The 20,542-nt window shown below is 70.9% G+C and carries 19 protein-coding genes; 9 read left to right on the forward strand and 10 right to left on the reverse strand.

The window, feature by feature from the left end:
- Window positions 1-45 precede the first annotated feature (45 nt).
- Window positions 46-234: a hypothetical protein gene (locus tag NFX31_RS17115; RefSeq protein ID WP_139168287.1), complete on the reverse strand. Its 189-nt coding sequence runs from the start codon at window positions 232-234 to the stop codon at window positions 46-48.
- Window positions 235-371: 137 nt separating this feature from the next.
- Between NFX31_RS17115 and NFX31_RS17120 the strand changes: the two genes are divergently transcribed.
- Both NFX31_RS17120 and NFX31_RS17125 read left to right on the forward strand, forming a co-directional pair.
- The gene (locus NFX31_RS17120; protein ID WP_262956360.1) at window positions 372-1,337 is read left to right on the forward strand and encodes a DUF4328 domain-containing protein; all 966 of its coding nucleotides are present in this window, start codon (window positions 372-374) and stop codon (window positions 1,335-1,337) included.
- Window positions 1,338-1,547: 210 nt separating this feature from the next.
- Entirely contained in the window at window positions 1,548-2,090 is a 543-nt protein-coding gene (locus tag NFX31_RS17125; protein WP_091477926.1) for a Dps family protein, read from the forward strand.
- Between the two features lie 17 nt (window positions 2,091-2,107).
- On the opposite strand, the gene NFX31_RS17130 is transcribed toward NFX31_RS17125, so the two are convergent.
- Complete coding sequence (locus NFX31_RS17130) at window positions 2,108-3,319, reverse strand: MFS transporter (RefSeq protein ID WP_262956361.1); 1,212 nt, start codon at window positions 3,317-3,319, stop codon at window positions 2,108-2,110.
- Between the two features lie 86 nt (window positions 3,320-3,405).
- Between NFX31_RS17130 and NFX31_RS17135 the strand changes: the two genes are divergently transcribed.
- Entirely contained in the window at window positions 3,406-4,278 is an 873-nt protein-coding gene (locus NFX31_RS17135; RefSeq protein ID WP_045250405.1) for a LysR family transcriptional regulator, read from the forward strand.
- A gap of 42 nt (window positions 4,279-4,320) precedes the next feature.
- Here NFX31_RS17135 and NFX31_RS17140 read toward each other — a convergent pair whose 3' ends face one another.
- A complete protein-coding gene (locus NFX31_RS17140; protein ID WP_262956363.1) occupies window positions 4,321-6,297 on the reverse strand; it encodes a bifunctional lysylphosphatidylglycerol flippase/synthetase MprF in 1,977 nt (658 codons plus the stop codon).
- 153 nt (window positions 6,298-6,450) lie between these two features.
- Between NFX31_RS17140 and NFX31_RS17145 the strand changes: the two genes are divergently transcribed.
- The 5 genes from NFX31_RS17145 (at window position 6,451) to NFX31_RS17165 (ending at window position 10,748) form a co-directional block, all read left to right on the forward strand.
- Entirely contained in the window at window positions 6,451-7,113 is a 663-nt protein-coding gene (locus NFX31_RS17145; protein WP_045250407.1) for a response regulator, read from the forward strand.
- Window positions 7,110-8,225 carry a sensor histidine kinase gene (locus NFX31_RS17150; RefSeq protein ID WP_091477923.1) on the forward strand — a complete coding sequence of 372 codons (1,116 nt, stop codon included), beginning with the start codon at window positions 7,110-7,112 and terminating at the stop codon, window positions 8,223-8,225. Before NFX31_RS17145 ends, NFX31_RS17150 begins: the two co-directional genes overlap by 4 nt.
- Window positions 8,226-8,352: 127 nt before the next feature.
- Window positions 8,353-8,841 carry a DUF2076 family protein gene (locus NFX31_RS17155; RefSeq protein WP_045250451.1) on the forward strand — a complete coding sequence of 163 codons (489 nt, stop codon included), beginning with the start codon at window positions 8,353-8,355 and terminating at the stop codon, window positions 8,839-8,841.
- 1 nt (window position 8,842) lies between these two features.
- The gene (locus NFX31_RS17160) at window positions 8,843-9,397 is read left to right on the forward strand and encodes a GNAT family N-acetyltransferase (protein WP_045250409.1); all 555 of its coding nucleotides are present in this window, start codon (window positions 8,843-8,845) and stop codon (window positions 9,395-9,397) included.
- 121 nt (window positions 9,398-9,518) lie between these two features.
- Window positions 9,519-10,748, forward strand: coding sequence for a cation:proton antiporter domain-containing protein (locus tag NFX31_RS17165; protein ID WP_262956364.1), 1,230 nt, complete (start codon window positions 9,519-9,521; stop codon window positions 10,746-10,748).
- A 46-nt stretch (window positions 10,749-10,794) separates the two neighbouring features.
- Here the strand turns inward: NFX31_RS17165 and NFX31_RS17170 are convergent, their stop codons facing one another.
- Window positions 10,795-12,075, reverse strand: coding sequence for a heparan-alpha-glucosaminide N-acetyltransferase domain-containing protein (locus tag NFX31_RS17170; protein WP_262956366.1), 1,281 nt, complete (start codon window positions 12,073-12,075; stop codon window positions 10,795-10,797).
- A complete protein-coding gene (locus NFX31_RS17175; RefSeq protein ID WP_262956368.1) occupies window positions 12,072-13,406 on the reverse strand; it encodes a hypothetical protein in 1,335 nt (444 codons plus the stop codon). The genes NFX31_RS17170 and NFX31_RS17175 overlap by 4 nt, the downstream gene beginning before the upstream one ends.
- Before the next feature lie 252 nt (window positions 13,407-13,658).
- Between NFX31_RS17175 and NFX31_RS17180 the strand changes: the two genes are divergently transcribed.
- Window positions 13,659-15,005 (forward strand): alpha/beta hydrolase, encoded by a 1,347-nt coding sequence (locus NFX31_RS17180; protein ID WP_262956370.1) that lies wholly within the window; start codon window positions 13,659-13,661, stop codon window positions 15,003-15,005.
- Between the two features lie 201 nt (window positions 15,006-15,206).
- Here the strand turns inward: NFX31_RS17180 and NFX31_RS17185 are convergent, their stop codons facing one another.
- Genes NFX31_RS17185 through NFX31_RS17205 form a run of 5 tightly spaced genes read right to left on the reverse strand, consistent with a single transcriptional unit; the run spans window position 15,207 to window position 20,526 of the window.
- Entirely contained in the window at window positions 15,207-16,361 is a 1,155-nt protein-coding gene (locus NFX31_RS17185) for a serine hydrolase domain-containing protein (protein ID WP_262956371.1), read from the reverse strand.
- Window positions 16,358-17,344, reverse strand: coding sequence for a glycoside hydrolase family 68 protein (locus tag NFX31_RS17190; protein ID WP_045250414.1), 987 nt, complete (start codon window positions 17,342-17,344; stop codon window positions 16,358-16,360). Before NFX31_RS17190 ends, NFX31_RS17185 begins: the two co-directional genes overlap by 4 nt.
- Before the next feature lie 4 nt (window positions 17,345-17,348).
- Window positions 17,349-18,173: a carbohydrate ABC transporter permease gene (locus NFX31_RS17195; protein WP_045250415.1), complete on the reverse strand. Its 825-nt coding sequence runs from the start codon at window positions 18,171-18,173 to the stop codon at window positions 17,349-17,351.
- Window positions 18,170-19,171 (reverse strand): carbohydrate ABC transporter permease, encoded by a 1,002-nt coding sequence (locus NFX31_RS17200; protein ID WP_248700425.1) that lies wholly within the window; start codon window positions 19,169-19,171, stop codon window positions 18,170-18,172. Before NFX31_RS17200 ends, NFX31_RS17195 begins: the two co-directional genes overlap by 4 nt.
- Before the next feature lie 2 nt (window positions 19,172-19,173).
- The gene (locus NFX31_RS17205; protein WP_248700426.1) at window positions 19,174-20,526 is read right to left on the reverse strand and encodes an ABC transporter substrate-binding protein; all 1,353 of its coding nucleotides are present in this window, start codon (window positions 20,524-20,526) and stop codon (window positions 19,174-19,176) included.
- Window positions 20,527-20,542: the final 16 nt, after the last annotated feature.

The raw sequence follows: 20,542 nt of genomic DNA on the forward strand, positions 1-20,542 counted from the left end.
TCCACTGCGGTCAGGTCGACCACGACCGCCCGCAGCGCACCCGGATCAGATCCGGTCGAGCCCTTCCTTGCGGCGCTCGTCCTGCGATCCCTCGTCGTCGACGCCGCCCGTCTCGTCGAACGCCTCGTCGCGGTGGTGCTGCCGGCGCTCCTCCTGCTCCTGCCGGTCCTCGCGCAGCTCGTCGTTCTTGTCGTGACCCATCTCGTCCTCCTCGTCCGCGCGCATGACGCGCACTCAGGGACAGGATCCTCCACCCGCCCCGGATCCGCACGGTTTTCTGTGACGGCGACAACCAGGACGGGCCATCGCGCCATCGCCCGACTGCTATGTTCGGCACAGCATCACCACCGGCGCCGATTTCGAGGACTTCCATGAGCGATCCCCAGCCCCCCGTCCCTCAGCCCGAGCCCGCGCACGGTGCCGCCGGCTTCCCTCCGCCTCCGCCGTCTGGCGCGCCCGCGCAGCCGGTCCAGCCCGCCCCGCCGGCGCAGGCCCCGCAGTACGGCGAGTACGCGCCGCCGGCGCAGGTCGCGCCTCCGGTTCCGCCGTACGGGCAGCCGCCGCAGCCGGTTCAGGCCCCGCAGTTCGGCGAGTACGCGCCGCCGGCGCAGGTCGCGCCTCCGGTTCCGCCGTACGGGCAGTACGGCGCGCCCACGCCTCCGGTTCCGCCCGCTCCGGGGTACGTGCAGCCGGGAGCGCCCTCGGCGTACCCCGGCGCCTGGACCGCCGCGCCCGCCGCGGTGCGTCCCCTCCGCGGCGTCGGCGCGACCGCTCGCTGGCTGATGCTCGTCTACGCAGCGTTCTCCCTGATCACGATCGCCGTCGACGCCTGGGGCATCGGCGCACTCACCGCGTACGACCAGGGGTCCGCGGGCATCGAGGCGCTCAACGCCTACGACGCCGTCTCGATCCCTCTCTCCATCGTCGCGCTGATCGTGCTCCTCGCCGCCGCCGTCTTCTGGGTGGTCTGGCAGTACCGGGCCGCAGCCTCGCTGCCGGCGGGATCCCTTCGCCGCTCCCCCGGCTGGCACGTCGGATCGTGGTTCATCCCGATCGTGTCGCTCTTCTTCCCGTTCCAGAACGTGTCCGACCTGGCCCGCGCCTCGCAGGCACGGCTGACTCCCGGCATCCGCGGCGCCTGGTGGGCGCTGTGGATCTCGGCGAACTTCGTGAGCGCGGGCGCCAGCCGGCTGATGACATCGGCCGACTCGACCGCAGGGCTCAGCGGAGCGCTCGGAGCCGCGATCCTCGGCGAGGTGCTCGTGATCGGCGCGGCCGTGCTCGGCGGGATCGTCGTCTCCCGCATCACCGACGCGATCGATCCCGCGCGCCGCTGACCCGCGGACCTCGCCGCTGCGACGCACGTCCGGCATCCCAGTCAGGCGTCACACGTCCGGCGCCGTCGGATCCCACCCGGATCCGGCTCGACTAGTGCCCGATGCCGAGATGCGCAAGCCCGTGGGACTCCGGGCGGCGAGCACGTAGCGTGCGCAGGGTCAGCGCAGGCGGATCCGTCCGCCTGCGGATCCCGTCGAAGAAGGAGTCCCATGAACGCCCAGGCGACGAAAACCCCGAAGAACCGCCGCAAGCCCTCCCGTGGAGCCGCGCGCACCGCGGAGGAGAACGCCGAGAAGGGCTTCGCCGCATCCCAGAAGCTGAGCGACAGCATGCAGCGGGTGCTGGTCGACCTCATCGAGCTCTCGCTGCAGGGCAAGCAGGTGCACTGGAACGTGGTCGGCACGAACTTCCGCGACACGCACCTCCAGCTGGACGAGATCATCGAGGCCAGCCGGCTGTTCGCCGATACGGTGGCCGAGCGGATGCGCGCCCTCCACGCGCTCCCCGACGGCCGCAGCGACGTGGTCGCGGAGACCACGACGCTGCCCGAGTGCCCGCACGGCGAGATCGCGACCCGCGACGCGATCGATCTCATGACCGAGCGCCTCGACGGCGTCGCCGCCACCTGCCGCGAGGTGCACGACCAGGTGGACGAGGAGGATCCCACCACCGCCGACATCCTGCACACGATCCTCGAGCGGATCGAGCAGCTCTCCTGGATGGTCAGCGCGGAGAACCGCACCCCGAAGTGACAGGGGGCAGGCTCCGTTCAGCGACGCGCCATCCGCGCTCCCGACACCACGACGAGCAAGCCGGCGAGGGCGCTGAGACCGATGAGCACCGTGACCGGCGACCAGATGCTCAGTGCACCGGCCGCGAGCAGCGGGGGCAGCGTCATGCCGGCGTAGGCGATCAGGAAGATGGCGGCGAGCGCCTCGCCCCGTCGTTCGGGCATGGCCGCCGACGCCGCGGTGGTCAGCGCGTTGCGGAACAGGATCCCGATGCCGGCGCCCGTGATCCCCGCTCCGATCAGGAAGAACGACAGGGACGTCAGCACGGCGCCCGCCGCCACGGCGGCAAGGCCCAGCACCGCGAGGACGATCGCGAGGAGCAGCTGCGCGCGCGCCGGCACCGTCGTGGTGAGGATCTGCGCCGCCGCGGCGGCCATGAAGAGGATGAACGGTGCCACGCCCACCAGAAGCGGCGAGTGCACGCCGAGCACCCGCCCGAGGAACGTCGACGAGAGTCCCATGAAGGTGCCGAAGACGGCGAAGGCGCCGAAGGCCGCCGCGGCCGCCGACCAGAAGGCCGACCGACCCGCCGCCGGGACGGCCACCCGCTGCGGCCGGTACGCGGGCCGCTCCTCGCGCCGCTCGACGGTCTCCGGCACGAAGGCCACGACGACCGCCTCCACGGCGAGGAGGACGGCGAAGATCGCGTAGGGCGTCACGAGCGGGCGCGCCGCCCAGGTGGCGACCACTCCGCCCACGAGGGGACCGAGCGAGATCCCGCCGAGGTTCGCGAAGGTCGACACGAGGGCCGAGCGCCCCGCAGGGCGGCCGGCGGCGGTACCGAGCTCGGAGAGGTGCGCCGTCGCGGTCGCGGTTAGGATTCCGACGCCGAGCCCGCAGACGAAGCGGGCGATGATGAGGCCGGTCACGTCGGTCCACACGAGGAAGAGGACGGCGGAGAGCACGTTGATCAGCAGCGAGCCGAGGATCACGCGCCGGCGACCGAGCCAGTCGGAGACGTGTCCCGCCAGATACAGGCTCACCATCACGCCGACCGCGTAGGACACGAAGATCACCGTGAGGACGATCGTCGGGAAGCCGTCGCGCTGCTGGTAGATCGCGTAGAGCGGGGTGGGGATCGCACAGAACGCCATCTGGGTCAGGAACGCGACGGCGATGATCCAGAAGCCGGCGTGGTGCGGGAGGCGCCGGGCGGAGGGAAGGGCGAGGGAGGCTGTCGTGGTGGTCACGGCTCCATGCTCGCCGCCCGACGTCATCGAGTCCAACGGTTATCATTGATCACTGCCATCGTTCTCATCGATGACTAGGAGCCTGCATGGACACCCGTCAAGCCGAGTACGCGATCGCCGTCGCCGAGGAGCTGAGCTTCACCCGCGCCGCGCAGCGCGTGTTCGCCGGCCAGTCGACCGTCTCCGCCGGCGTGCGCGCGCTCGAGAAGGAGCTGGGCGCCGCCCTGTTCGAGCGCGATCAGCGCGGCGTGCGGATCACCGCGGCCGGAGAGGCCGTCCTTCCCGTCCTGCGTGAGCTCGCCGACGCCGAGGCGCGCGCCAAGGCCGCGGCGGATCCGCGAGGCGAGCTGCGGGGGCTCCTGCGCATGGGCATGTTCACGAGCATCAGCTCCATGGCCGTCCCGCGCGTCATCGGGGCCTTCCATCGCGCGAACCCCCTCGTCGAGCTCCGCCTGCGCGGCACGTCCGGCGGATCCGGCGAGCTCGTGGAGTCGGTGCGCCGCGGCCGGGTGGATCTGAGCCTGTTCGGCCTGCCTGCATCGGCGGCGTCCGGCCTGGCCGTGCACCGGCTCGCGACCACGCCGTACCGCGTCGTCCTCTCCGAGGACCACCCGCTCGCGCAGCGGACGGAGATCGAGGTGGCCGAGATCGCCGCGGAGCACTTCGTCGACACACCGGTCGGCTTCGGCAATCGCGACGTCCTCGACTCCGCCCTCGCCGCACGCGGCATCGTCCGCGACATCCGCGCCGAGGTGACGGAGACGAGCGCGATCCCGGTGTTCGTCGCCACGGGCCTCGGGATCGCGATCCTCCCCGAACTGATCATCACGCCCGTCGACGGCGTCGTCACCGTGGCCCTCGCCGAGCCGATCGAGTGGGATCTCAGCATCATAAGCCCCCGCTCTCCGAGCGCCCCGGCCGCGGCGCTGATCGAGGAGTTCCTGGCCGCCTATCGCTGAGGGGCCGGCGATCCGTGCCGGACGGGTCGACGTCCCATCCCGTCAGGCGGCGGCGCGGAGTGCTCTGAACACCTGGGTCAGCCGCAGCGTGGGCGCATAGGTGCGCAGCAGTGCGGGCCCGATCCGGGTCAGTAGCAGCGGCTGCGGATAGCTCATCCAGAGCGGTTCGTGCCGGGCGCCGAACTTGGCCTTGAAGCGTTCGAGCGAGGCGAATCCGTAGCTGGGCTCCAGCATCTGCGACATCCGGCGGGCCAGCCAGCCGGACTGCCGACCCTCGTGCGGCGCCAGCGGCGTCCCGGAGAGGCCGATCGTCTGCAGACCGTCCTCCGACGCCTGTCGCACGGCAGAGACGATGGTGAACTCCATCGCGCCCGGCATCGCCCGGCGGTCGCGCCGCATGACGTCGAGGGTCCACCCGACGATCCGGCCATCACGCCGAAGAGGAAGCCAGCTCGTCACGACCTGGACGCGGCCGTCCGCACCGATCGCCAGCATCAGGCGCACGTCGGGGTCGGTCAGCTCCGCGAGGCCGCCGAGTGTGAAGCCCATCTCCGGGAGACGCTTGTCGTCGGCCCAGGCGGAGCAGAGCGCGTCGACCTGCGCGCGCACCGCGGGTGCCGTCTCGGCGTAGCGGGTCCACACCGCAGAGAGACCTTCGCGATCGGCACGGTTGACGGCCGTGCGGAGATCCTGACGGCGTCGCCCGCTGAGCGTGAAGCCGTCCACGTCGATCACGGCGTCCGTGCCCACCGGGATGCGCGCCCAGCCGACCTCCTGGAGAGCCGACGCCGCCTCGTCATGGATGCTGTAGAACACCGGCGTCCAGCCGCGCGATTCGCAGAACTCAGCGAAGGTGCGCAGGGCGAAACGCGGATCCTCGGAGATCGGATCTCCGACGGTGAAGGCGATCCCGTCGCGCACACGGTAGGCGACAGCCGAACCGTCCTCGCCGAACCACAGGGAGTTGCCTGCCCAGGTGGCCATGTGCGCGAACGTGGAGTCGCCCGACGCCTTGAGGGCCACATGCAGCTGCTGACGGTCCGCCGCGGTCGCGACCGGAGCCGGCCGGCGGATGACCTTTCGTGCCCCCAGGGCGAGGATCAACGCAGCCAGTGCCGGCAGGCCGCCGGAAAGCAGGAGGATGACCTGCCATTCGGTCTCCGCACCGGTGAGCCCCTGCCACACGATCCCGCCCTCGACGATCGGGCGCACGATCAGTTCGACGAGGGAGACGGCCGCGACCCCGGCGAGAGCGATCCCGCCCACGACGATGCCGAGGATACGACCCCGCATGATCAGCACGGCGCTCACGACGAGCAGAGCCGATGCGACCGGCGCGGCGATCGGATCGATGACGGCACCCGCCCAGGCCAGCACGCCTGTGGCGTTCGGCACGACCGATCCCAGCGCGAGCCCGCTCGCAATGACCACCAGGGCCGAGGCCACCGCACTGCGCCAACGCGTCTGCGCACTCGGCCTCCAGTCCGTACCGGGGCGCGCAGGCCGGCCGATGGTCGCCGCCACGGCGGCCGCGAGCACCGCGAACATCCGCGCCACGTCGGATGCGTGGCCGCTCATGAGCAGCAGGACGACGACGCCCGTTCCGACGACCCATCGCAGCGTCCAGCGCGTGGCCGGACGGAGCCGACTGGAGACGGCCATCAGGAGGGCGGCGCTGGTGACCGACGGTGTCCACGCCTGGTAGCGCAGCGCCTCCTGGGACATCGGCTCTCCGAATGCTGCGGCCGCCGACAGGAGGCTCCAGGCGGCGGCGACACCGGCGGCGGTCGCGGACGCACCGACGCTGAACGCCCACCTGCTGCTCACCGAACGCTCCGCCACCCCGACGGCGACGATGAGGAGGATCCACGAGAGGAAGCTGAAGTGCACGCCGGCGAGTTCCGCTTCGCTCGCCCACGCGGCTCGGGCGATGCCGGCGCCCACCGCCGCGGCGGCGAGCGCCAGCGCCAGCGGATACCGCAGGGAGTTCCGGGCGAGGCGGGGCAGAACACGGTGCATGACTCCAGTCCAGCCGTTCCTCCGTCCCGCGTCGTCATCCGACCGGCGTAACCGCATCCGTCGATCGGCGGGGATCGGGTCCACCGGACGGCGGTGATGGATCCTCGATGCGCGTCTTTGCCCTAGCGTGTGCGGGGAGGAGAAGAGGAACCCATGATTCGTGTCGTGATCGTCGACGACGAGGCCCTGGTGCGTTCAGGATTCACGATGATCCTGAACGCCACGGACGACATCCGCGTCGTCGGTACCGCGTCGGGCATCGAAGCGCTCGATGTGATCAAGGCCGAGAAGCCCGACGTGCTCCTGCTCGACATCAGGATGCCGCAGGTCGATGGGCTGACCCTCCTGGGCATCGTCTCGACCATGCCTGAGCGGCCCGCCGTGGCGATGCTCACGACCTTCGACGCGGACGAGTACATCATGACGGCCCTCGGCTCCGGCGCGTCCGGATTTCTGCTGAAGGACACCGAGCCCGAGCAACTCGGACAGTATGTCCGCGCCCTCGCGGCGGGCGGGGTCGTCCTGTCGCCGAGAGCCTCCCGCACCCTGCTGGACACCCACCCCGGCCTGGGCGCCGCGCTCGACGAGGAGGCGGAGCGCGTCGGCACGCTCACCGACCGCGAGCGCCAGGTGCTGGTGCTCGTCGCCGAGGGGCTCTCGAACGCCGACATCGGCGCGCGGCTCTACCTCGGCGCCGGCACGGTCAAGGACCACGTCAGCGCCATCCTCGCCAAGCTCGGCGTCGCGAGCCGAGTGCAGGCGGCACTGGCAGCGCAGCGCGCCGGGCTGCTCGACGAACGGCCGTCGGACCGGTGAATCGCCTGGCGGCCATCTGGCGGCGCATCCCGGCGTGGGCGACGGATCTCCTCGCCGTCGCCATCGCCGCCGTCGATGCGACCCTCACATCCGTCGACGAGGGGGTGCTCGGCATCAGTACCAGCGCGCTCGCGTGCGCGGCGCTGCTGATCCGACGCCGATGGCCGCTCATCGCCTTCGCGCTGACACTGCCCGCCGCCCTCATCGCGAACATCCTCGCCGCCCCGGTCATCGCGCTGCTCGCGCTCTCGAGCCGCAGCCGCCGCAGATGGCTGCTCTTCCTCTGCGGAGCGCTGTTCGCCGCAGCCGAGGCCGTCGGCTGGCCCCTGACGAGCCTGCTCACGACCGACCAGAACTGGACGGCTGTGACCTTCGTCTACCAGCTCGCCACCGCCGCCGCCCCGATCCTGCTCGGGCAGCTGACCCAGGCGGCATCCGATCTGCGAGCGAGGATCGCCGAGATCGAGGCGACGAAGCAGCACGAGCGCGAACTGTACGCGCAGAGTCTTCTCACCCAGGAGCGCAACCAGCTCGCCCGCGAGATGCACGACGTGGTCTCCCATCAGGTGAGCCTGATCTCGGTGCAGGCCGGCGCACTGCAGGTGACGGCCGCCGACGCCGAGGTGCGCGATGCGGCCAGCTCCATCCGGACGATGGCCGCAACCACTCTGGACGAGCTGCGCTCGATGGTGACCCTCCTGCGCGCCGCGGGCACGCGGAGCCCTGGCCTCGCGCCCCAGCCCACCATCGCCGATCTGACCGACCTCATCGCGGCGAGCGGTCTGCCGGTCACCACGATGGGAGAGCTCCCGCGCGGAATCCCCTCCGCCGCCCAACGCGCCGTGTACCGCACCGTGCAGGAGGCCCTGACGAACGTGCGCAAGCACGCACCCGGATCGGCGATCCGCGTGCGTCTGTGGTCGGACGACCGATCGTATGGCGTCATCGTCGAGAACTCCCGCCCGTCGGAACCTCCCCTGGATCTGCCGAGCGCGCGGCTCGGGCTGCTCGGCCTCAGGGAACGCGCGGAGCTTCTCGGCGGTACCCTCGTCGCCGCGCCGAGCGGTGACGGCTATGCGGTGCGCCTCGCGCTTCCGCGTTCCCCCGCCTGACCCGCCGACCGGGAGCGCGCTTCCCGCCAGCCGGCGGATCCGCCCGCGATGCGACGCGCGGAGCATGGGCATGTCACCACTGATCGACGTCGATGACATCTCCATCGCCGTGAGAAAGGGAATCCTCATGCAGACCTCCGACGCGCGCCTGATCATCGATCTCGCGGACTCCGTCCGCAACGCGGCTCCGATCCAGAAGGACGCCGAAGCCGCGCAGCTGATCTCCCAGCTGATCGGCTCCCAGCCCGACGCGCTCTACTTCCTCGTGCAGACCGTGCTCCTGCAGAAGGAGGCGCTCGCTGCGCAGCAGGCCTCCCCCGGTGCTGCGCCCGGCGCCGCGTACGCCGCTCCGGCAGCGGCACCGGCCGCCTCCGCCCCAGCGGAGGAGCAGCGCGGACGATGGGGCGGACTGTTCGGTTCGCGCCGGCAGCCGAGCGCCGACGGCGGCGCGGGAGGGGGCAGCTTCCTCAAGACCGCCGCGGCCGGGGCGGCCGGCGTGGCGGGCGGGGTTCTGCTCGCGCAGGGGATCTCCGGACTGATGTCCGCCCCGCACGACCAGCACCACGCCGAAGACGACCACGACGAGTGGGACGACGACGGCTGGGACTCGTTCTGACATGTCGACCTCGCTCGAGCTCGTTCCCGCCGCCCGCGGCGATCTTGCGGCTCTGGTCCCGCGCATCCAGGCGGCGTTCGCGATCGCCGTCGTCGAGAGTTCCGGAGAGACCCTCCGGGGGCCCATCCCCTCGGACTCGGAGGTGTGGGAGTCGTTCGACGACCCGGATTCGCACGTCCTGCACGTCGTCGCCGAGGGTCGGAGGATCGGGGGCGCCGTCGTCGGCATCCGCCCTGAAACGCAGCACAACAGCCTCGACCTGTTCTTCATCGATCCCGAGTTCCACGACCGAAGGTACGGCCGTCGGGCCTGGCAGGCGATCGAGGAGCGCTATCCGCTCACCCAGGTGTGGGAGACGATGACGCCGCACTTCGAGACGCGCAACATCCACTTCTACGTCAACGTGTGCGGATTCCGGATCGTCGAGTTCTACCACCCCGGCCATCCGGATCCGCACGAGCCCCCGCCGTCGTCGGCTCCCGGGCCGGAGGGGAGCGGGCGAAGCGACGACGACCTCATGTTCCGGTTCGAGAAGACTCTGCGGCCGAACGGCTGAGGGGGCGCACGGCGCCGCGGGGGGATCCTCCCGGCGGCGCTTCCGTTCCCGTAGAGTGCTTGACACCGACGGAACCGGGCCGCTCGGCGGATCCCTCGACCTGTGAAGGACGGCCATCCGCATGTTGATGATCGCACTGGTCGTGGCGGGCCTCGGGCTGCTCGTCTGGGCCCTGTGGAGCCGCACCTTCCGACGGGCCACCGTCAACGGCCCCGTGGTGATGACGGCGCTCGGCGCTCTCGCCGGCGCCCTGCTGCCTCCGCAGGAACCGCTCTTCATGGAGTCCAAGACGACGCTGTTCCTCGCAGAGCTCGTCCTCGCCTTCCTCCTCTTCGTCGACGCTCTCGACGTGCGGGGCTCGCTCAGCTCACAATTCCGCGGGGTTCCGCTGCGGCTGCTCGGTCTCGGCCTTCCCCTCTCCCTGCTCCTGGCCTTCGCCGTCGGCCTCGTCCTCCCCCTCGGGCTCTCCCTAGCCGTTGTCCTGGCGATCGCTTGCATCGCCGTCCCGGCGGACTTCTCCCCCGAGACCTCCCTCGTGCGCGATGAGCGCATCCCCGCCAGAGTCAGGCGCTGGTTGAGCATCGAGAGCGGCTACAACGACGGTCTGGTCTCTCCGCTGCTGCTCGGCGCCCTCGCCTTCGCCAGCGCCGGCAGCACCAGCGACGCGGGTCGCGCGCTCGCCGTCGCCGCGCCCGCCGGCCTCATCGCCCTCCTCGTAGGCGGCGCTCTCGGTGGAGCGATCGGGGGTGCCACGCGATTCGCCGACTCCCGCGGATGGACGGAGCCTCAGAGCATGCGGATCGCCTTCATCGCCGCACCCGTCCTGGTCTTCGCCACCACGGTGCTCCTTCACGGAAACGGCTTCGTCGCCGTGTTCGTCGCCGGCGTGGTCATCCGCGTCGCGCGCGGCAAGCGGGGCATAGAGCACACGGAGCTGTCCCTCGTCGAGGATCTGTCGTGGCTGGCGAATCTGCTGCTCTGGCTCGCCTTCGGATTCGCCTCCACGCTCCTGCTCAGCCAGACGTACGACTGGTGGCCCGCGATCGTCCTCGCACTCGTCGCGCTCACCGCCGGACGGCTGGTCCCTGTCAGCATCGCCCTGCTCGGAAGCGAAGCCACCCGAGCGGAGCGCTTCTTCATCGCGGCGATGGGTCCGCGAGGCGCGGCATCCATCGTGTTCGGCCTGATCGCCGCCAATGCGCTGCCGGGCGAAGAAGGGTTCATGATCCTCGCCGCCACCTGCATGGTCGTCCTCGGCAGCGTCGTGATCCACGGCATCGGCGGCCCGCTCCTCGTGCGGCGACTGTGGCCAGCGACGCCCACCGCGACGGTCTCCTCCACTCCACGCTGAGCGCGGGCGGCGGGACGATTCCGGCCACCACGGGGAGGAGCGTGGGTCATGCTCCGGTCGCGACCACGCTCTCGCGCGGAGCGGGTGCGGCATTCATCGCTCGCGAGGCCCAGGCCGTCACGCGCTCGAGCGGCCCTCTGCCCCACCGCAGCGCCCAGATCGTGCAGCCCGCCAGCAGAGCGCCGATGCAGACGAGCCACGAGAGGGGAACGTTCGAAGACTCCGCGAATGCGTCCGGCGCCAGGGACAGCGGTGCGCTGAGCATGAAGAACGAGATGACGTGGGCAGTGTACGCGGTCAGCGGCATCGAGCCGACGGCAGCGATCGGGACCAAAGCCACCCGGATCCAGCGGGCCAGCAGCAGGCAGACGCCGATCACAGCGATCGCAAAACCGCCCGATCCGATGATCTCCAACGTCCCGCCCGAGTGCGGGCTCACGCCCCAGGCGCTGCTCAGGACCGAACCGGGATCGGGCACCGCCGACGGATCGGCCGCCGACGCTGCACCGCCCTTCCCGCTCCCCCCGCCGACGGAGGCCGATCCCTGTGCTCCGTCGAGTGAAGAAGCCGCCACATCGGCGGCCCAACCGTTGCGGACCCCGGTCACCGCGCTGCCGATGCCGTAACCCGCGACCGCGAGGATCGCCCCGACGAGCGCCAGGCGGACCGCGGTGCGCGCCGCGCCGAGCTCGCACCGCGCCAGGGCGAGGCCCGCCAGCATCAGCGGCAGCCATACGGTGAGCGGGTACGCGCCGGAGAGCAGGAACGCGACGCCGGGCGCGCCCGAGGCGCCGCCGGTCCCCGCCGAGGACGTCAGGGCGTTCACCGTGCCGACGAGCGTCGGGCCGACGACCGCGAGCACCGCGGCGGTGACGACGAGCGTCCGCCTCCGCATGCCGAGGAACGGCGTGATGAGCAGGAACAGCACGCCGTAGATCGGGAGGATCACCGCGATCTCCGTGCCGAGGAGCTCCAACGCGAGCCCGAGCGAGAGGACGGCGATGGCCCGACCCACCATCTTCAGGCGAGCGGATCGGAGGTCCTCCCCGGTGGGCCTGCCCCCTGCGCCCGCCGCGATCCCCACGGAGACGCCGGCGACCACGGCGAAGAGGATCGAGGACCGACCGGACACGAGCGTCGTCCAGGTGAGCGGGTCGGCGAGGTCGAAGGTCGCGGAGACGCCGACGTGGACGCCGATCATCCCGAAAACCGCCAGCCCCCGGGCCACATCGATCCCGCTCAGCCGAGGGGCCCGTCCGAACGACGCCCACCTCGTGAAGAACGACGGCCGGGTGCGCGCGGGGGCGACGGGGGACGGAGTGCTCATGGCGTGTCTTCCTTCCGGGGTTTGGCGGGCGAGGAGTCGACACGGAGGCGGTCGCAGGGAACCGTGACCTCCCACGCGAGGGTCTGCTTCAGCGTGACGTCGTCCCGGGGAGGCGCTTGGGCGCACAGCCGTCGCGCGTCCTCGACCTGCGGACTCCACGCCGGACCCTGGGAACGCCGCGTGTCCGACGGAACGACGTGCAGCACCAGCGACGAGGCCAGCGCCGCCACGGCGATACGGGCAAGCAGGGCCGACGTGCGGCCCGCTCCTGACCGATCCCGCCGGGCCCGCACGGTCCCGTCCGCCGCCACGACGACCGCAGCGGCGACGAGCATCGAGGGCAGGACGCCATAGCGAGGAAGCCAGATGGAGCGCAGTTGCCGAGCCGTGTGCCCGGCATAGTCGTAGTAGTCCTCGGGGTTGGCGTACACGCTGCCGCAGTAGACGATCACGGCTCCCGCCAGAAGCAGAGCGACGAGGATCCGGTGCGACCGGGACGCCGAGCGCAGCAGCACGCCCAGCAGCACGCCGAGCACCGCCGCGGCGCCGAGCACGACGAGCAGGCTGCGCCCCGCGAGGACGGGGCCGATCTCCTGCTGCGGAAGCAGGAAGGGGAGCACCGCGTTCACGACCAGGCCCTTGGCGTAGGACAGCGGCTCGACGTGGCCGAACGCGGTCTGCCGGCGCGGGCTCAGCAGCGCGGCGATGATCTGCGCAGACGATCCGGCAAGCAGTCCGGCAGCGACGATGCGCCGCATCGGATGACGCACCCGCCACAGCGCCACGGGGATGAGCAGCACCGCCTGGATCTCGGTCAGCGCCGCCAGCGCGGCCAGGATCGCGGACGCGACGGCGATCGTCGCGCGGCGGGGCGTGACCAGGAGCAGCCACAGCAGGGTCCACATCATCAGCGTGTGCAGGTTGGCCGTGTTGCCGAGTACTTCGCGCGCCGCCAGCGGCGCGAGCACGGTGAGAGCGGCGAGGAGAACCGCATGGGCAGGAAGCAGGATCCGACGCGCGCACAGCCACACGACCGCCGCGCACCCTCCCGCGACCAGGCAGCTCCCAGCGGTCATGGCGATGGCCATCGATTCGACCGGCAGAGCGGCGGCGAAGCCTGCGATGATCCGGGGAATCACGTGCAGGTAGCCGCCGTAGGGTGCGAAGGTCTCGGCGAAGCCCGCATCGATCGCGCCCTGCAGAAAGTCCCGTCCGTCCTCGGCCCAGAGGGTGTCTCGGGCCGTCACCGGCAGACGCAGCCAGGCCAGTGCAGCACCCACCGTGCCGATCAGCACCGCCACCGCGGCGACGACGGCGGGCCGCGGAGGCATCCTGATGCCCCCGTCCTCTCCTGTCTGCTCACGGATCCGATGGCGGACCGCCGGCGTCGAAGTCATCGTGGCGTCGTCTCGGCGGTCATGGATTCCCGGGGTGCGTCGTGGATGGTCGTTCCGGTCTTCCATGGTTCCGCCGCGGCCGCGGGCACCGGATCCCCTGATCGGGGGTGGACGCACCGCCGATCAGGGGGAAGAAGGGGCGCCTTCCCGGATGTCGCCGGCGCCGGCGCTGGTGAGGATCGAGAGGTGACCGACTTCTTCTCCGAGCTCTGGCTGGGCTTCCTGCACGTCCGGATCGTCGACGGCGTGCTCCCCGTGATCGTCTACGTCCTCGCCGGCGGCGGCATCGTCGTCACCCTTCTCTGGGGCGCGACGAGACGGTCGATCCTCATCGCAGCGCTGGCGGGGGTCGGCGGCGGCATGCTCGCCGTCGCGCTCTGGCTCGTCTGCGTGCGATGGCTCGACCTGTTCGGAGGCAGCCTGGGAATGCCCACGTACCTGTGGCTCGCGGCGGCCCTCTCGGCCGTCGCCGTCGGAACGGCCTCCCTGTTCCGCCGAGGGGCGCTTCGTCGTACCGTGGCGGTCGTCGCCATCGTCTCCTCGATCGCGGCGGGAACACTCGGCATCAACGCCGCCTTCGGCCTGAACCGCAGCATCGGGAATCTGCTCAACATCGTCGTCGACCAGCCGCTCCGGCTTCCGGCTCCGACCGCCGCGCCGGAGAGATCCCCCGCGCCCGTACGCCCGCTCTGGGAGACCTGGACGCCGCCCGCAGGCATGCCCCGCGCGGGCCACACGGGTACCGTCGCGATCCCGAACGTCGAGAGCGGATTCACCGCCCGCAGCGCCGGCGTGTACCTCCCTCCCGCGGCCCTGACTGCCAACCCGCCCCGGCTTCCCGTCGTGCTCATGCTCATGGGCCATCCAGGCAACCCTGATCCTGCGCCCATCGCGCAGGTGCTGGACGCCTTTGCCGCCGCCAACCACGGTCTCGCCCCCATCGTGGTCGTCGCCGATCAGGTGGGAGCGGACGTGAAGGACACCGGATGCGTGGACTCGCGCCTCGGCAAGGTCCGCACCTACCTCCTGCACGACGTCATCCCGTGGATGCGCGCGAACCTCAACGTCGCTGCCGACCCCCGGCTCTGGACCGTCGCGGGGTATTCGAACGGCGGCCAGTGCGCGATCTCACTGGGTGCCGAGCACCCCGAGCTGTTCGGCACGGTGATCTGCGTCTCCGGAGAGGAGTTCCCCGGCGCCTCCCACCCTGCGGACGCCCTCCAGCACCTTTTCGGGGGCGACGCGCAGAAGTACGAGCAGGCCAAACCACTCGCCCTGCTGCAGCAGCACCGCTACTCGGGGACCACGGCCGTCTTCACGGCGGCCAAGGACGACCCTCGCTATCTGGACGTCGCGAAAAAGTTCGCCGTCGCGGCGCAGGCGGCAGGGATGAACGCGCAGCTTCGCGAGCTCGCCGGCGGCGGCCACGGCGCTGCGGCGCTCACGGGCGGCCTCCGCGCCGCCTTCGCCGTCACCTATCCGGTGCTCGAGCTCTCACCACCCGGCCGGGAGGCGACGGCGACCGGCCCCTGACGGAGCTCTTCTCAGGCGGATCCGATGAGAGGAGCCGGCCGGTGGCGAACCGGCCGGGCTCCTCGGAGTGCCACGGCTTGGCGAATGACCGGAAGTCTGGGGAAACCCGCATGCGCCGTGGGACCTTCCCGCACATCACCGTACGGGGGTGCGCCCGCGCCGGGCAGGGGCTTGACGACGGCGGTGAGGACCGACTAGCGATCAGAGACTGCGCCGGAGCGCCTCGACGATGGTCGTGGCGCGGTCGTCCGCACCGGCCTCCATCCAGTTCGTCACGAACGCGAACCCCACGCGGGCGTCGCGGTCGGCGAAGGCGACCTGGCCCCCGGCGCCGTCGTGGCCGAAGCTCGCCTCGCCCAGGTAGCGTCGCGCCGCGGAGTCGAGCTGGAATCCGCGCGACCACCGGGGCCACGGACCGTCGGTGGGGAACACGGGCTCGCCCGCGCTCATCGGGATCAGCGCCTGCGCGAGGATCGCGTCGTCGAGCACGCGCACGCCGTCGGTCGCCGCGACGGTGGCCGACCAGAAGGCGCTCAGCGCATCGGCCGTGGCGATGCCGCCGGCCCCCGGGATCTGCGCCGCCTGCACGCGCGGATCGTTGAATCCGCCGCGCGGACTCACGAGCGCCGCGGGAAAGGCGTCCCCGAGCGTCATCGCCCGCGGCGTCCAGGGGGATTCTGCCGCCTCGAGCTGCCGTCCTGCCTCCTGCTGGCTCTCCGACGCGTGCAGCTGGGCGACGCGGGAGCGTTCTGCGTCGGGCAGACCGATCCAGATCCCGTCCGACCACGGCTCCGCGATGAGGGCGAGGTATTCGCCGGGCAGCTGTCCCGTCACCCGCCGCACGAGCTCACCGGCCAGCCAGCCGTGGGTGATCGCGTGATAGGCGTAGCCGGTTCCCGGCGTCCACAGCGGCTCCTGCGCGGCGAGCGCGGCGGTCGCGAACGACCAGTCGAGCGCCTGATCGAGGGTGAGGGCGCACCGGAAGGCGGAGAGTCCCGCCCGATGCGCCAGCAGCTCGGCGACCGTCACGTCAGCCTTGCCGGCGGCCGCGAACTCCGGCCAGTACCGCGCGACCGGCTGCTCGTAGTCGAGGAGGCCCTCCTGCACCAGTCGCGCGATCAGCGCCGACATCACGCCCTTGGTGCACGAGAAGATCACGGAAGCGGTGTGCTCGTCCCACGGCGTCGCCCGCTGCTCGTCGGCGACGCCGCCCCACAGGTGCACCACCCGCCGCCCGTCGACGCGGACCGTCAGCCCTGCACCCATCGCGGGCCGCCCGGCGAAAGCGTCCGCGAACGCGTCGGCGACCTGCTCATATCCGGCCTCCACGGTCCCGTGGATCTCGGTCTGCGTCATGGCGTCTCCTCGTCGCTGTCGCCCGGCCGCGCATCGGCGAGCCGGGGGGTGGGGCCTGTCTGGTCGAACGCGAGCGGATCCGTGAGGCGTCCTGCGAAGGCGCCGCCCGATCCGGCGTTCTCGAAGGCGAGCAGCCAGGGGGTGCCCGCGCGGTCTGTGACCACCCGCCCCGCATAGCGGCGTTCGTCCGCGAGCAGCTCCGCGCGGCCGAGGTCGTACGGCCCTGTGGGAGAGGCCGCGGGGGCGATCCAGATCCCGCCCTGCGCATCGAGGCGGTCACCGGCGAGGTGGGCCGCATCGCACGAGAACAGCAGCCAATCGCGCCCGCTCAGGCGCACCGGCTGCGGCACTTCCAGGTGTGCGAACCCCGCGCCGGGCTCGGTGAGCGGCGGACCGATGCACCACTCGGAGAGGTCGGCCGATCGGGCGTGCCCCACGACACCGCGGTCACGGGCCGTCGCGCCCGAGCGCGACCGCGCGGTCACGAGCATGTGCCACCCCTCGCCGTGGGGGTCGCGGAACACCCAGGGATCGCGCCACGCCTCCTCGTGCCACGTCCCATCGGACAGGAGCTCGTACCACTGCGGATCGGCCGAGAGCCGCACGTCGGGGAGCTTGTGCCACGTGAACAGGTCGTCCGATCGGGCCACGCCCACGGTCTCCACGTTCGCGATCTCGTCCGGCGCGAGGAAGTTCGAGCCTGTGTAGAACATCCGCCACGATCCGTCGTCGGCGCGGATCACGCTCCCCGTCCAGGTCGCCGAAGCGTCCAGCTCCCCCGGCTCACCAGGGGTCAGCACGACTCCGTGGTCCGTCCACTCGACGAGGTCGCGCGAGGTGGCGTGCCCGATTCGGGCGTTGCGGTGCCGGAGATCCGGATCGCCGAGCGACATCGGAGCGTGCAAGTAGAACAGGTGGAAGAGCTCGCCGTCGTCGGCGACCCAGAAATCCCAGACCCAGTGATCCCGTGTGCTGAACCCCATCCCGTCAGCCCTTGACCGCACCCTGGATCAGCGCCTTGATGAACTGGCGCTGGAAGATCACGAAGATCAGGACCGTGGGGAGGATGATGATCAGCGCGCCCGCGTTCAGCAGCGGGATGCTCAGGCTGTACTGGCCCTGGAAGAAGGTGAGCGCTCCCGCGACGGTCCGCTGCAGAGGGTCGGAGACGAGCACGACGGGCAGCAGGAACTGGTTCCACGTCCACAGGAAGAGCAGGATCGCCAGTGCAGACAGGGCCGGCCGCGCGAGCGGAAGCTGGATGTGCCTCAGCTCCTGCCACATGCCGGCGCCGTCCATGCGAGCCGCCTCGGCGAGCTCCTCGGGCACGCCGACGAAGTGCGCCCTCATCCAGAACACGCTGAACGGCATGAACAGCCCGATGAGCGGGAGGATGATCGCCCACTGGGTGTTGAGCACGTTGAGCGACTGCATCTCGTAGTAGAGCGGGATGATGATCGCCTCGAACGGGATGGTGAGCCCGAGCACGAAGAGGATGAGGAGCGCGCGCGAGCCGCGCATCCTGATCCCGCCGAGCGCGTAGCCGGCCAGCGACGCCACGATCAGGCTGACCGGCACCACTCCCAGCACGACGAGCGCGCTCGAGCCGAGGAGCTCCCACACGTGCCCCGTGTTGAACGCCTCGACGAAGTTCCCCCACTGGGGATCCGACGGCCAGGCGAGCCCCGTCGGGTTCACATCGGCGGGCTGCAGAGCGGCCGACACCATGTTCAGCAGGGGGATGACGGTGAGCACGAGGACGAGGACGAGGAGCACCCGCCCCGTCCACTTCTCGATCGGGTTGACGATCATTTGTCACGGACTTTCGAGAGACGCTGGATCGGGAGGACCACCGCGAGCACGAGGATCATCAGGACGATCCCGAAGGCGGAGGCGAGACCCACCTCGCTCTGGGTGAAGCCGATCCGGTAGATGGAGATGCCCGGCACGAGAGTGGCCCGCCCGGGGCCGCCGAGGGTGGTGGTGTAGATGATGTCGAAGCTGCTCAGCGCGGCGATGATCGTGATGGTCACGAGCACGGCGAGCTCCTGGCGCAGGCCGGGGATGGTGATGGTGAAGAACTCGCGCCACCATCCCGCGCCGTCGAGCCGGGCCGCCTCGTACAGCGAGACGTCGATCTTGCCGATGCCGGTGAGCAGCAGCACGGTGCACAGCCCGGTGAGGGTCCACGAGCCGATCAGGCCCACGGCCGGCAGGGCCGTCTGATAGTCGCCGAGCCAGGGACGCGCGAGCCTGCCGAGCCCGATCCAGCCGAGGATCTGGTTGACCGCGCCGGTCTGGGCGTACATCCACGACCACGCGATGCCGGCCGCGGCCAGCGGGATGATCTGGGGCAGGAACAGGATCGTCTGCGAGGCGCTGGAGAAGAAGCCGGCACGCACCGAGCGGATCAGCGTCGCGAGGACGAGCCCCGCTGTGACCGGGATGACGGTGAAGAACGCGATCAGGACGAAGGCGTTGCGGATGGCTCCGAGGAGATCCGGATCCGTGAACACCGTCAGGTAGTTGGAGAGCCCGACCCAGGTGGAGGGGCCGATGCCGTTCCACTCGTAGAACGAGTACTGGACGCCCTGGATCAGAGGCCAGAGCACGAACGCCGCGTAGAAGAACAGGGCCGGTGCGACGAGCACCCAGCCGATCCGGCCGGGCCGCCCGGCCGCCCGACGTCGGGCGGGCGGGCGGCCGGTCGGATCCGGGGCGGCCTCGCGGGCGAGATCGCGAGCCACCCGTCGTGCCGACAGGGCGGGGTAGGTCGTGTCCCCGCCTGAGCGAGACCGCGTGGACGTCATGTTTACTTCTTCACTTCCTGGGCGTAGAACGCCTGCACCTTGTCGACGTACTCCTGACCCGAGATCTGGGAGGTCACGAGCAGCTGCGATTCGGGGATGATGACCCCGGCGTAGATGCCCGCGGTGGTGTTCGCCATGAAGTCGACCTGGCCGTCCTCCTTGGCGACCTGCGCGGCGGCCGCGAGGACCTGCTCGGTGATCGAGCCCTTCTCGACCTTCGGCTGCGCCTGCGACGGGTCACCACCAGGGGCGGCTCCGGTGACGTCGACGACGATCTGACGCGCCTTGTCGTTCGTGTGCACCCAGTTGAGGAAGTACGCCACCTCGTTGAGGTGCGTGGACTTGGCCGCCGCGGAGAACGAGTTCGCCGCGCCCATAGCGACGTGCGTGCCGCCCTTCTCGGCCGGCGGCACGAGGAAGAACGTCAGATCCTTGCCGAGCTTCTTCGCGTAGTTCGTCGCCTCCCAGTTGCCGTTGAACGTGAACACGCCGCCGGCGTCCTGGAAGCGGCTGACGAAGGAGAAGTAGTCGAGGGCGTTGATGTCCGAGGGGAAGTAGCCCGCGTCGGCCCAGGTGCGGATCAGCTCGGCGCCCTTGACGTTGCCGGGGGTGCTGAAGCTCGCCCCCGGCTTGTTGAACATCCAGTCGAGGAACTGCTGCTTGTCGGCGTACTGGTTCATCGCCGCCTGCACGGCGAAGTTGACGACACCGTCCTTGTCCCCCTCGACCAGCGGTGCGACGCCGGCGGCCTTGGCCTTCGCGAAGTCCTCCTCGAGCTCGCCGAGCGTCTCCGGCGGCGCGCTGATGCCGGCCTGCTGCGCGAGCTTCGTGTTCATGAAGATGCCGGTGACGCTGTAGCCGAGGCCGAGCTGGTACAGCGATCCGCTCCCGCGGACTCCGTCGGCCGTCATCCGCAGCGGGGCGAGCTGCGCCGGCGACCACTTGTCCCAGCCGTAGGCGGTGAAGTACGGATCGAGGTTCGCGACGAGGCCGTCCTTCACCGTGTCGCCGAGCGTGGGGAGCCGGATGAGGTCAGGCGGCGTGGAGCTCGCGAGGAGCTTCGGCGCGTTCGCGGTGAGGTTCTGGAACGTGTCGCGGGTGATCTTGAACGTGATGTTGGGATGCTGCTTGGTGAACTCCTTGGTGAGCTCGTCCGTCAGCGGGAAGCCGGTCTCATCGGCGATCGTGAGCTGGACCTTGTCCTTCGTCAGCTGGGTGCTGACCTCGGTCGCAGCGGTCGCGCCGCCGGTCGACGAACCGGGCGCGCACGCCGTGAGGGCGATGGCGGCGAGCGAGGCGATCACGGCGACGGTCGTTGCGCCGCGCACCCGCCTTCCCCGTGCAGTTGCGGACATGCAGAGACTCCTTCGT

Origin of the sequence: Microbacterium azadirachtae, from assembly GCF_025583665.1 — a bacterium.
GTDB lineage: Bacteria > Actinomycetota > Actinomycetes > Actinomycetales > Microbacteriaceae > Microbacterium > Microbacterium azadirachtae.